Raw genomic sequence first — 12735 nt, 5'->3', positions numbered from 1 at the left:
ACTGGCTATCCCCAAACAATAAAAACTAAATCCATGCACGTATTTTCAAAAATCATTGCAGTTGCAGACGTTTTTCATGCCATGACTTCGGAAAGGTTATATAGGAAAAAACAGTCACCATTTAAAGTAATGGAAATGATTTTACATGATGACTTTGGTAAATTTGATTTAGCGGTTGTTAAGACACTATTATCAGGATTAGCTAATTTTTCTATTGGAAGTAAGGTCAAGTTGAACAATGGATCTATTGCTGAAATTGTTTTTATTGATCCAAGTTCTCAAACCAGGCCACTAGTTAAGGTAGTAGATAATGAACAAATAATTAATTTAGGGATAAATCGGGAGTTATATATAGAGGAAATCTTATAATGATAGAAAAAGTTTACTAATTTAATCAGGTAAGCTTCTTCTATTTTAAGTAGACAACCAAAGAATTGGGCGAAGTATTTTATTTATTTTAAAATAGCTCTTGCAATTACTTGTGATACTAGATATAATAACTAAGTCGACAAGGAAGTTAAAAATAATTGTTGACATCGTAACAAGTAAGTGTTATACTTACAAAGTCGCTTTCGCGGTCGTGGCGGAATGGCAGACGCGCTAGGTTGAGGGCCTAGTGGGGGTTAACCCCGTGGAGGTTCAAGTCCTCTCGGCCGCACCAAGCATTGTCTCTTACTAAGCGCCCGTAGCTCAATTGGATAGAGCGTCTGACTACGGATCAGAAGGTTGTGGGTTCGACTCCTGCCGGGCGCGCCATATAACGGGAAGTAGCTCAGCTTGGTAGAGCACTTGGTTTGGGACCAAGGGGTCGCAGGTTCGAATCCTGTCTTCCCGACCAGTTATTAAAATAGTTTTGGGGCCTTAGCTCAGCTGGGAGAGCGCCTGCCTTGCACGCAGGAGGTCAGCGGTTCGATCCCGCTAGGCTCCATTTTAATTCTAATGTGTGTATACTTTACTCTTTTCATTCAATTGAAAAGAGTTTTTTTGTGTTTAAAATATATAACAAAATAACTTCGACATTCCGATATAAATAGAAAAAGAGAAGAGGTTGTGAGAGGAAATGGAAAGCTTAATCCTTGGGGACGTTACATTAAGATTATTAACGAAAAGCGATATACCGTTACTGTGGGAGCTGTATGAGCCTAGTGTATTTGAATATATGTTACATACGGTAGAAAGTGAAGAACAGCTAGGAGATTGGCTGCAGGCAGGCATTGATCAAATGCAAATTCAACAAACCGCAATTGTTTATGTAGTGGAACATACAGATACAAAAAAAATAATGGGTACGACTAGGATTTACGGGATAGATCAAGTTAACGGTGCTTGTGAAATTGGCTCTACTTTTTACGGGAAAGCTTATCAGAGAACTCATGTAAATACGACCTGTAAGTTCTTGATGCTCCAGCATTGCTTTGAGACGCTGGGGATGATTCGTGTACAGTTTAAAACTGACGAGTTAAACTTACCGTCACAGCGAGCTATTGAAAGAATTGGGGGCATCAAGGAAGGCGTATTAAGGAACGAACGTGTGAGATCCAACGGGACCGTCAGAAACGCGGTTTTATATTCGATTGTAAATGAAGAATGGGCAGAAACAAAAAAATATCTTCAGTTATTAATGAATAAATATACATGAAAATGCTGAGTTGAGCCAACTGCCTTTAAGGAATTACAATAAGTGTATGAACTAAAGGGGGTATAAAAAAATGAATAAATTAAATCTAACAATTATAGGGGTTCCTATGGATCTTGGTCAAAATAGACGTGGGGTAGATATGGGACCAAGTGCAATTCGTTATGCAGGAGTAGTGGAACGCTTAACTGACCTTGGTCATACGGTGAAGGATGAAGGGGATATTTTAATCAGTCAGATTAGAAAAGAAGAGTCCTCTACAACCTTAAGAAATTTAGAGCAGGTGATTGAGGCTAATACAGCTCTTGCCAATAAAGTGCATGCGGTCGTAGAGGCAGGGGATTTTCCTCTTGTCCTAGGTGGAGATCATAGTATAGCGATCGGTACATTAGCAGGTCTTTCTGATCAATATGAAAATCTAGGGGTTATCTGGTACGATGCTCATGCTGACTTAAACACTGCTGAAACTTCTCCATCGGGGAATATTCACGGTATGCCATTAGCCGTAAGCATAGGCTTAGGTCACAAGGATTTAGTGAACATACGTGAATTTGCACCGAAGATTAAACCTGAGAATATAGTTATAATTGGCGCCCGTTCTGTTGACCCGGGAGAGAGAGAACTAATTAGAGAAAAAGGCATTAAAGTTTTCTCCATGCATGAAATAGATAAGCTAGGGATGACCGAGGTTATGAATCAAACGATAACTTACTTCCTGGAACGTAAAGTGGATGGTGTGCATTTGTCTCTTGACTTAGATGGATTAGATCCGCTATATACACCTGGAGTTGGAACGCCGGTACCAGGAGGTATAAGCTATCGTGAAAGTCATTTAGCTATGGAAATGCTTTATTCCTCTCATTTAATTTCATCTGCTGAATTTGTAGAGGTAAATCCTATTCTCGATGAGAAAAATAAAACAGCTGATACTGCAGTCGCACTTATGGGGTCATTATTTGGAGAAAGCTTAATATAATAGTTTTATTAGTATTTTAGGAAAAGCAGGCTAATTGTCAGCTTTTTCTTTTTTTTTAACAACACAACACAGGAAATATTTGATAAAATTAAAATAATATAAAAAAATGAAACCTGTTGAATCCTTCTTACGTATAGGTAGAGACAGCCGCATAGAGCGGAGGGGAAATCAGACGATGGATGCGATAGTTAACAAAAGAATAAAACAAGTACTAAAAGGAGATAAAGACGCATTCGCGGAGATTGTCGACCTTTACCAAAATAGGCTTTTCCAAGTTTGCTATAGAATGCTTGGCAATCGTCACGAAGCTGAAGATATAGCTCAAGAGGCATTTGTCCGGGCCTATATAAATATTCATACGTTCGATCAGAAAAGAAAATTTTCTACATGGCTATACCGTATAGCTACGAATTTATGTATTGATCGTATACGTAAAAAAAAGCCTGACTATTATTTAGATGCAGAAGTGAAGGGTACGGAAGGTCTTGACATGTATTCTCAAATAGCTGCCTCTGATGAACTTCCAGAGGAAGAGTTGATGAAACTAGAGCTACAAGATAGAATTCAATATGAGATCAGCCGTCTTCCAGATAAGTATCGATCTGCTATAGTGCTTAAATACATGGAGGAACTATCCTTGCAAGAAATAAGTGAAATTTTAGACCTCCCATTAGGCACAGTAAAAACAAGAATACATCGAGGTCGGGAAGCGCTTAGAAAACAATTAAGTAAACAACCGAATCTTTAATAGGAGGAATCATGATGAGTGCGTGTCCAGAACGAATTGTTCACTATATGCATGAATATCTAGATGGTGAAATTAGTCGTGAACACGAGCTGGAGCTCAAGTCACACTTGCAATCGTGCCAAGAGTGTCGCAATCATATGCATGAGTTAAGCGATGTAGTAGCCTTTGTAAAAGGAGCAGCTCATGTAGAGGCACCAAATGATTTTACTCTATCAGTTATGTCTAGACTTCCAAAAGAAAAATCACATACTGGTGTAAGCAGATGGTTTAGACAGCATCCTGTTCTTACGGCAGCAGCTATGTTTATGTTGTTAATGAGTAGTGCACTTTTCTCTAATTATAATAACGATCAACAATTCTCATTTACAAAGCAAGAGAACGTTATTGTCGAGGGAGAAACAGTTATAATCCCTGAGGGACAAGTCGTTAAGGGAGATTTAATAGTTAAGAATGGCGATGTACGCGTTGATGGAGAGTTGGATGGAAATTTAACAGTAATTAATGGGTCCGTTATTGACGGTTCTAAATATATGGCTTCCACAGCTAATGTTACAGGTAAAACAGAGGAAATTAACAAAGCATTCGATTGGCTATGGTATACCATAAAGGACACTGCTAAGGAAATTACCTCTTTCTTTAAAAGCGATAAGACTGAAGAATAAAAATAAAAATAAATACCCCGAGAAACACATATATTATCCTATCTTTTTAAAAAAGGAGTCTATCCAGGAACCTGGATAGACTTTTTGCGTTAGTATTAGAACGAGAAATCTATACTTCAAATATGTTATACTTACTTTATATGGATTCGCGAGAAAAAGTGGGGGATGCCCAATGTCGTTTATGGAACAATTTACAGACTTGATGCCAGTGAACGTAATCGTCAATATATTAGACGTTTTGTTCGTATGGTTCGTTATATATAAATTAATTACTCTTATTAAAGGTACAAAAGCAGTTCAATTATTAAAAGGTATCTTTGTCATCGTTATTGCAAAAGTAGTAACTGATTTTCTAGGTTTAGATACACTTGGCTGGATGTTAAATCAAGTTATCACATATGGTTTCTTAGCAATTATTATCATTTTCCAACCTGAGATCAGAAGAGCACTTGAACAAATAGGTAGGGGGAAATTGTTTTCCAGAAGTTCTCTACAAGAGGAAGAAGAGCAGACTCGTCTAATCGAAGCAATGACCAAGTCTGTTAGCTATATGGCAAAGCGTCGAATTGGTGCTTTAATTTCCATCGAACGAGAGACTGGATTGACAGAATATATTGAGACGGGAATACCTTTAAATGCCCACTTAACTTCTGAGTTAATGATTAATATTTTTATTCCAAATACGCCACTACATGATGGGGCGGTTATTGTTCAAAAAAATAAGATTGTTTCTGCTGGCTGTTACTTACCGCTTTCTGAAAGTCCTTTTATCTCGAAAGAGCTTGGAACAAGGCATAGAGCTGCAATAGGGCTTAGTGAGGTCACAGATGCTATTACAATTGTAGTTTCAGAGGAAACAGGAGCAGTAAGCCTTACTTCTAACGGAGACCTACATCGAAATCTTTCAATGGATGAATTTAAAAATCATTTAACAAGACTTTGGTTTGGTCCAACTGAGGAGCAAGTGACACCTTCTAAGTGGCGATGGAGGGGGAAACAAAATGGATAAAATGATGAATAATCCGTGGCTTTTGCGAATTATTACACTTACCTTTGCCATATTGCTGTTTGTTTCCGTTAAATCGGATTTGGAATCTGATCATCAGAACTCTAGCAACAACGCAATTGACGTATTAAGGGATGTTCCAGTAGAAGTCTATTATGATGATGAAAATTTAGTCGTCACTGGAGTCCCAGATACGGTAGATGTAAATATACAAGGCCCTGCAAACTTTGTGACTTCGGCAAAGATTATGAAGGACTACAAGCTGTTTGTAGACTTAAGAGAACTTCCCATGGGCGAACATAGAGTTGCTATATCACAGGAAAATTTCTCAGAAAAATTAAAAGTCCGAACAGACCCCGTATATGTGAATGTAGTAATTGAAGAAAAAATCACCCAGGAATTCCGGGTAGATCTTGACATGAATGAAAGCCTGTTAGCAGAGAATTATGTCATGACTTCTTCTGTAGAACCTCGAACAGTAAACGTAACAGGAGCAAAAAGTGTTATACAATCTATAGGCTATGTAAAAGCAACCATTTCGAGCGAAAAAGGCATAGATAAGTCCTTTGAGCAAGAAGCTAGCGTTAGAGTGCTTGATTTGGATCTTAATAAGCTTGATGTCTCTGTCGAGCCGAGAACTGTAAATGTTAAAGTGACGGTTGAAGAATACAGTAAAGAAGTACCTATCTCGATTTCGAAAAAAGGAACTCCAAAGGAAGGTTTAACTATTAATGCGCTATCAACAGCGACTCAAAAGGTGCGGGTATATGGTCCTAGGTCAGTTCTTGATAAAATTGATAGGTTGAATGTCGATGTGGATGTGAGTAAAATTGAAGACACTGGGACAATCAGCGTTAAAATGGTTGTGCCTGAGGGAGTCACAAAATTATCTCAAGATAAAATTGATATAAAAGCAGATGTTACAAGCGCAGCACCCCCTTCCACTGGTACGGATGAAGCAGAGAAGGAAGATGAGGACACAGCTGCAGCTGATGAGATAACAGAGAAATCCTTTGCAGAAATGAAGATAGCTGTAAAAGGATTACCAGAACAGCTAGCTAGTAGCTTTGAAACACCTACTGATGGAATAATTTCTGTTGTTGCCAAAGGAACTCCAGATGCCCTGAAAGATATTCAGTCAGGGGACATTTCTATCTACGTAGATGCACAAAATATAGAAGTTGGTGAAAGAATTCTTCCTATTCAAATTGATGGTCCTTCTAACGTAGAATGGCAAACATCTGAATCCGAAGCAAAATTAATGATAAAAGACGCATAAAAGCAGGATAACAGGTAATTAAGGAGAGAAGATTAATGGGAAAATATTTTGGTACAGACGGAGTAAGAGGTGTAGCAAACGAGGAATTAACACCGGAATTAGCATTTAAATTAGGTCGCTTTGGTGGATATATTTTAACAAAAGATACTAAAGAGCGAGCAAAGGTACTCATTGGACGGGATACACGTATTTCTGGACATATGCTAGAGGGCGCGCTTGTTGCAGGTCTTTTATCTGTCGGAGTGGAAGTAATGCGATTAGGTGTTATTAGTACACCGGGAGTAGCTTATCTTACACGTGTAATGAGCGCAGATGCTGGTGTAATGATTTCTGCTTCCCATAACCCCGTGGAAGATAACGGTATCAAATTCTTTGGTTCAGATGGGTTTAAGCTTACCGATGAGCAAGAAGAACAAATCGAGCAGTTGCTTGATGCAGAGAAGGATGAATTGCCAAGACCAACAGGTGGTGGTGTCGGATCCGTATCCGATTACTTCGAAGGCGGTCAAAAATACATTCAATATCTTAAGCAATCAATTGATGAAGACTTCGTAGGCATTCATGTAGCCTTAGACTGTGCGAATGGTGCAACATCTTCCTTAGGTACTCATGTATTTGCTGACTTAGATGCCGACCTTTCGACAATGGGAGTTTCGCCTAACGGCTTGAATATAAACGATGGTGTAGGGTCTACACATCCAGAAGGCTTAGCTAAATTTGTTCTTGAAAAGGGAGCAAATGTTGGATTAGCATTTGATGGTGATGGAGATAGAATTATCGCAGTAGATGAAAAAGGGAACATCGTTGATGGCGACCAAATCATGTATATCTGTGCAAAGTATCTTAATTCCCAAGGACGATTAAACAACAAGACCGTTGTTTCTACTGTTATGAGTAACATGGGCTTCTATAAAGCACTTGAGGCGAATGATATGACAAGTGTAAAAACTTCTGTTGGAGATCGTTATGTTGTAGAAGAAATGAAGAAGAATGGCTACAACCTAGGTGGAGAACAATCTGGTCATATTATCTTCCTAGATTACAATACTACAGGTGATGGTTTGTTAACCGGCTTACAGCTTGTAAACATTATGAAGGTATCAGGGAAGAAACTTTCTGAGCTAGCAGCTGAAATGAAAGTCTTTCCTCAAAAGCTAGTAAATGTACGCGTGACTGATAAGCATGCTGTTACTGAGAATGATAAAGTAGCTGCAATCATTAGTGAAGTGGAGACAGAAATGGCTGGTAACGGACGTGTGTTAGTTCGTCCTTCAGGAACAGAACCATTAGTTCGCGTAATGGTAGAGGCTTCTACCGTAGAAGACTGTGAGAAATATGTGAATCGTATAGTTGAAGTAGTAAAAGCAGAAATGGGATTAGTAGACTAAAGATATAATGTAACCCTGACCGTAGAAATACGGTCAGGGTTTTTTATAGTAAAAAGGGAACCTTAAAAAGCTCTTCTTTCTATTTTTCATGAAAAATGTTTAATCTAGCTAGTATAGTGGAATTATAAGAGAGAACAAACAATTGAGGAGTGAGGAAATGGCTAAAGTAGCAACATTAATCACAAACATGTTTGAGGACTCGGAATATGCAAAACCGGCACAAGCATTAAACGAAGCTGGACACGAGGTATTCGCTATTGAACAAGAAGCTGGGAAACAAGTAACCGGTAAAAATGGTGAAGTAAATGTAACGATTGACTATGGTATTGACGATGTGAAGCCAGAAGAATTTGATGCATTATTCATTCCTGGTGGATTTTCTCCCGATATTTTAAGAGCAGATGATCGTTTCGTACAATTTGCTAAATACTTTATGGATGCTAAAAAACCTGTATTTGCGATCTGTCATGGACCTCAGCTTTTAATTACTGCAAAAACACTAAATGGTCGAGATGCAACTGGATATAAATCTATTCAAGTAGATTTAGAAAATGCAGGCGTTAAGTTCCATGACGAAGAAGTTTTCGTTTGTCAAAAACAATTAGTTACTAGTCGTACACCAGACGACATTCCAGCGTTCAACCGTGAAATCGTTAAACTGTTGGCTTAAAAGTAAAATGAATGAGGGCACCCTGCAAGGGTGTCTTTTTTTGTGTTTATGTTAACATATATATTGCTTTTTATTTCGATAATAGTAATATATTGTTTAATTCTTTACATTATGTCTATATAATGTTATTTTTGCTTTCTAAAGTAAAGCTAATAATTTATGATAGAAATGAGGGGTGTGAAAAAATGGGAATAGATGCGATAGACAAACGAATCCTAGAACTCTTAACAGCTAATGGCCGATTATCATATGTAGATATTGGGAAAGAGTTAAATTTATCTAGGGTTGCTGTGAGAGAGCGGGTACATCAACTACAGAAAGAAGGAGTTATTGAAAGATTTACTGTAGTGATTAATTCGGAAAAAGTAGGCAAAGGGGTATCGGGCTTTTTTGAAGTGGATTGTGAACCTTCATCGTTGGTGGAAGTCGCAGAGAAACTAGCAAACAATCCAAGTGTTGCGAGTTGCTACCAAATGACAGGACCTTCCACATTACATATGCATGTGTTAGTTGACGACTTCCTTAGCTTAGAAAAATTCATCAACGAAGAGTTATATGCATTAGAAGGTATTACTAGAGTTGAAAGCCATATTTTATTAAGAAGATTTAAAAGTCGTAGTGGCTTAAAGTTATAAAAGGCATCCCTATGAGGATGCCTTTTTGCATGGACAAAAAGAATGAAAGCGTTTACTTTGAATGGAAAAAAAATATAAAACATAAAGTAATAATATAGGAGATTTTTTATTCAAAAAGTAATATAAAATTATTTTTTTAGTCTAAATGTAAAGAAAATATCAAATAAATAAATTTATTTGAAAATTCGTATAGATTTTTATTAATTGTTGTATTATAATCAAAATTATTAAAATTCAAACATTTGTTAATCAAAAGTCATAAAAAGATTAACAAATGTAGAAAAGGTTGGTGGGATTTTGGTTTCTTTAATTGTAAGGCGTGGGATGCAGCTTCTTTTCTTGCTTTTTGGTATATCATTTCTAGTGTTTTCCTCCATGTACATTGCACCTGGGGATCCTGCCACAATGGTAGGTGGACCGACAGCGACCGAGTCTGATTTGGAATCAATAAGAGAGAACTTAGGATTAAATGATCCTTTCTTAGTTCAGTATGGCCGATATGTTAAAAATGCGGTTCAAGGAGACTTTGGCTATTCCTATCAATCTAAACAATCTGTTTCAGAGGCGATAGCTGTTCGGCTACCGAACACTTTTAAGCTGGCAATTGCGAGTATGATAGTCGCCATCATAATAGGTGTAGTGGCGGGATTGATATCAGCATTAAAACAAAATTCATGGCTTGATGTAACTTCAACTACGTTTGCACTTGCCGGGATATCCATACCAAACTTTTGGTTAGGTGCATTGTTAATATTGGTATTTGCTGTAAATCTACAATGGCTACCAGTAGGTGGATTATCAGCACACTTTTACACAGCAGAGGGTTTTAAACAAATGATCCTTCCTGCAATTACGTTAGGCACTAGTGCAGCAGCAATGATTGCGAGAATGACGAGATCGTCAGTGCTCGAGGTTGCTAAGGCCGACTATGTAAGAACGGCCAGAGCAAAAGGTGTGAAAGAACGATCAGTCATTTGGGTACATACTCTAAAAAATGCAATGATTCCAGTAGTTACTGTGATTGGCGTTAACTTTGGTGGTTTACTCGGAGGAACAATTATCACGGAAAAAGTATTTGCGATTAACGGTGTTGGAAGGTTGATGGTAGACGCTATCGCACAAAGGGACTTCCCGATGGTGCAAGCTTCCGTTTTATTAGTAGCCACGTTATTTGTAGTCGTGAATCTCATCGTGGATATTGTCTACACATTCATCGATCCAAGGATAAGCTATGACTAAGAAGGAGGGATCATATGTCGAACACTATTTCAATTAACAATAATCTTCCAACTGCAACCAAAAAGAAAGATAAGGTTTACGTTACGACGATAAAACGCCTCTTAAAAAATAAACTAGCAGTAATTGGTCTTGCTATTATTTTGGGGCTAATCTTCATAGCGGTATTTGCTCCCTCCTTAGCCACACATGATCCATCAAAACAAAATCTAGTAGCCAGTGAACTCCCTATCTTTTCAGAAGGCCATTGGTTGGGGACAGATAATTATGGTAGAGACGTTTGGTCTCGTATTGTTTATGGGTCGAGAATTTCTCTGTTGGTGGGCATTGCAGCTGTTAGCCTAGGGTTGCTTGGTGGAATAACGCTTGGTTTGCTCGGAGGCTATTATAAAAAACTCGATGGAATCATTATGAGAATAGTAGATTTGCTGTTTTCCTTCCCGGGTATTCTACTAGCTATGCTAATCATTGCTATATTAGGTACCAGCCTGGTTAACGTAGCAATAGCGATTAGTATCTGGTCCATACCAAGCTGTGCTCGCATAGTGAGAGGATCAGTACTTTCTATAAAACAAAAAGAATATATTATGGCTTTAAAATCATTAGGTGCTTCTGATTTAAGGATTATGATTCGTCATATTCTTCCTAACGCTATGGCACCAATCATCGTGTTTGCCACAATGAGAATGGGAACAGCAATCCTTTCAACAGCCTCTCTTAGTTACTTAGGATTGGGGGCACAGCCTCCTACACCAGAATGGGGGGCAATGATTGCACAAGGGCAAAGCTATATGTGGACGTCACCTCATTTAACAATTATTCCTGGGATAGCAATTATGTTAACTGTATTTGCCTTTAACGTATTAGGAGACGGATTACGAGATGCATTAGATCCAAATATGGACATCCAATAAAAAATAGAAAATAGGGGGAATATGAAAATGAAGAAAAAATGGTTATTTATTTTATTATTTGTTGTATCAGTCGTTCTAGCAGCTTGTTCTGGAGGAGGGTCCTCATCAGCTCCAAAAGAAAACGGAGGCTCAGGAAGTGATATTAGTGGAGATACCTTTACCTATGCTACTACAACTGATGCGGTCGGCTTGTCTCCAACCATGACAAATGATTCTCCTTCAGCAAATGTAATTGAACAAGTATATGAGACACTTTTTCAGCGCAACTCAGAAACATTAGAGATTGAACCTAAATTAGCAGAATCCTATGAGAATCCAGATGAAAATACATGGATCTTTAAACTAAGAGAAGGTATACAGTTCCATGATGGAACTCCATTTAACGCAGAAGCGGTTAAATATACGTTTGACAAATTACGTGACCCAGCAACAGGAGCACCACGTGCATCTCTTTTAGAATCAGTGGAAGAAATTACAGTCGAAGATGAAAACACTGTTAAAATTACAACGAAATATCCATACGGGGCATTCTTAGCAGCACTTTCTCATTCAAATGCAGCAATCATAAGCCCAACTGCTGACCAGAAGCAAGATTTGATGAAAGATCCTGTAGGTACAGGACCATTTAAATTTGTTAGTTGGACTCCAGGTGACAAATTGGAACTAGAAGCGAACGAGGAATATTGGGGAGGAGCACCCGACTTAAAGAAAGTTGTGTTCAAGGTAGTTCCTGAGATTTCTACTGCCATTTCGATGCTTCAAACAGGCGAGGTTCAATTTATCGATAACCTACCAACAGAGCAAATCAATCGTTTAGAATCGATGGACAGTATTGATATTCAAAAAATTGACGGATCTCCAGTCTATTATTTTGCATTTAACCATCTAAGAGAAAGAAACCAAGACCCTGAATTCCGAGAAGCAGTAGCTTCTGCAATAGATCGTGATGCATTTGTTTCTAAATTGAACGGTTTAGGTGTAAGAAGTGATAGTGTAATTGGACCAAAAGTATTTGGATATGATGAGTCTGCTGATAAGGCAGGAACTCCTTATGATATAGAGCATGCAAAAGAATTAGTAGGGAAAAATGGATATGGTGATCAACCACTTAAATTGTTAACAGCTAACCGTGCTAATACAACTTTAATGGCTGAAATTGTGCAAGCTCAATTAACAGAAGCAGGGTTCAAAGTTGAAATTGAGTCTATGGAATGGGCTACTTATTTAGATTCAGCTCGTGCAGGGGAATATGACTTAACTTTCTTAAGCTGGTCAAATGTTACTGGAGACGGTTCTGAATTATTTTATCCTAACTTCCATAGTGATAATGTAGGTGCGTCTAATCGTGCACAATATAGTAATCCAGCATTTGATGACTTAGTAATGCAGTCACGCACTACAGTTGACCAAGAAGAACGTGCGAAGTTACTTAACCAAGCAAATAAATTAATGCTAGACGAGAATGCAGTGGTAGTTATGTATCACGGAGTTGTTACATCTGCTTTGGATAACAAATACACAGGATTGGAACTCGATTCTACTGGTAAATGGTCATTAAAAAATGTAACTGGAAAGTAGGTATATT

General features: G+C 38.0%; 13 protein-coding genes and 4 tRNA genes. All 17 read left to right on the top strand.

The window, feature by feature from the left end; translation table 11 throughout:
* Positions 1 to 369: HD domain-containing phosphohydrolase (locus Q0371_RS11845; protein WP_366518585.1), on the top strand; the 369-nt coding region annotated here is incomplete at its 5' end.
* A gap of 205 nt (positions 370 to 574) precedes the next feature.
* Positions 575 to 661: transfer RNA gene (locus Q0371_RS11840), tRNA-Leu, on the top strand.
* An 18-nt stretch (positions 662 to 679) separates the two neighbouring features.
* Positions 680 to 756, top strand: a tRNA-Arg gene (locus Q0371_RS11835).
* A 5-nt stretch (positions 757 to 761) separates the two neighbouring features.
* Positions 762 to 838, top strand: a tRNA-Pro gene (locus Q0371_RS11830).
* A 17-nt stretch (positions 839 to 855) separates the two neighbouring features.
* Positions 856 to 928: transfer RNA gene (locus Q0371_RS11825), tRNA-Ala, on the top strand.
* A 132-nt stretch (positions 929 to 1060) separates the two neighbouring features.
* The gene (locus Q0371_RS11820; protein WP_298471317.1) at positions 1061 to 1639 is read left to right on the top strand and encodes a GNAT family protein; all 579 of its coding nucleotides are present in this window, start codon (positions 1061 to 1063) and stop codon (positions 1637 to 1639) included.
* A 70-nt stretch (positions 1640 to 1709) separates the two neighbouring features.
* A complete protein-coding gene (rocF, locus tag Q0371_RS11815; protein ID WP_298471314.1) occupies positions 1710 to 2612 on the top strand; it encodes an arginase in 903 nt (300 codons plus the stop codon).
* Positions 2613 to 2787: 175 nt separating this feature from the next.
* Positions 2788 to 3360, top strand: a complete 573-nt coding sequence (sigW, locus tag Q0371_RS11810) for an RNA polymerase sigma factor SigW (protein ID WP_169360614.1) — start codon at positions 2788 to 2790, stop codon at positions 3358 to 3360.
* A gap of 14 nt (positions 3361 to 3374) precedes the next feature.
* Complete coding sequence (locus tag Q0371_RS11805) at positions 3375 to 4022, top strand: zf-HC2 domain-containing protein (RefSeq protein WP_298471321.1); 648 nt, start codon at positions 3375 to 3377, stop codon at positions 4020 to 4022.
* A 172-nt stretch (positions 4023 to 4194) separates the two neighbouring features.
* The gene (gene cdaA, locus Q0371_RS11800) at positions 4195 to 5031 is read left to right on the top strand and encodes a diadenylate cyclase CdaA (protein WP_169360613.1); all 837 of its coding nucleotides are present in this window, start codon (positions 4195 to 4197) and stop codon (positions 5029 to 5031) included.
* Positions 5024 to 6307 (top strand): CdaR family protein, encoded by a 1284-nt coding sequence (locus Q0371_RS11795; protein WP_298471309.1) that lies wholly within the window; start codon positions 5024 to 5026, stop codon positions 6305 to 6307. Before cdaA ends, Q0371_RS11795 begins: the two co-directional genes overlap by 8 nt.
* A 35-nt stretch (positions 6308 to 6342) precedes the next feature.
* Positions 6343 to 7695, top strand: coding sequence for a phosphoglucosamine mutase (gene glmM, locus Q0371_RS11790; RefSeq protein WP_298471306.1), 1353 nt, complete (start codon positions 6343 to 6345; stop codon positions 7693 to 7695).
* A 157-nt stretch (positions 7696 to 7852) separates the two neighbouring features.
* On the top strand, positions 7853 to 8365 hold the full coding sequence (locus Q0371_RS11785) for a type 1 glutamine amidotransferase domain-containing protein (protein ID WP_169360610.1): 513 nt from the start codon (positions 7853 to 7855) through the stop codon (positions 8363 to 8365).
* Positions 8366 to 8550: 185 nt separating this feature from the next.
* Positions 8551 to 9000 carry an Lrp/AsnC family transcriptional regulator gene (locus Q0371_RS11780; protein ID WP_298471301.1) on the top strand — a complete coding sequence of 150 codons (450 nt, stop codon included), beginning with the start codon at positions 8551 to 8553 and terminating at the stop codon, positions 8998 to 9000.
* Positions 9001 to 9297: 297 nt separating this feature from the next.
* Positions 9298 to 10239 carry a nickel ABC transporter permease gene (gene nikB, locus Q0371_RS11775; protein WP_298471298.1) on the top strand — a complete coding sequence of 314 codons (942 nt, stop codon included), beginning with the start codon at positions 9298 to 9300 and terminating at the stop codon, positions 10237 to 10239.
* 14 nt (positions 10240 to 10253) lie between these two features.
* The gene (locus tag Q0371_RS11770; RefSeq protein WP_298471295.1) at positions 10254 to 11150 is read left to right on the top strand and encodes an ABC transporter permease; all 897 of its coding nucleotides are present in this window, start codon (positions 10254 to 10256) and stop codon (positions 11148 to 11150) included.
* 27 nt (positions 11151 to 11177) lie between these two features.
* Entirely contained in the window at positions 11178 to 12728 is a 1551-nt protein-coding gene (locus Q0371_RS11765) for a glutathione ABC transporter substrate-binding protein (protein ID WP_298471292.1), read from the top strand.
* Positions 12729 to 12735: the final 7 nt, after the last annotated feature.

The organism is uncultured Psychrobacillus sp. (assembly GCF_938022135.1).
GTDB lineage: Bacteria > Bacillota > Bacilli > Bacillales_A > Planococcaceae > Psychrobacillus.
The sequence above is the reverse complement of the archived record's forward strand: the minus strand, read 5'-3'. Positions and strand labels throughout refer to the sequence as shown.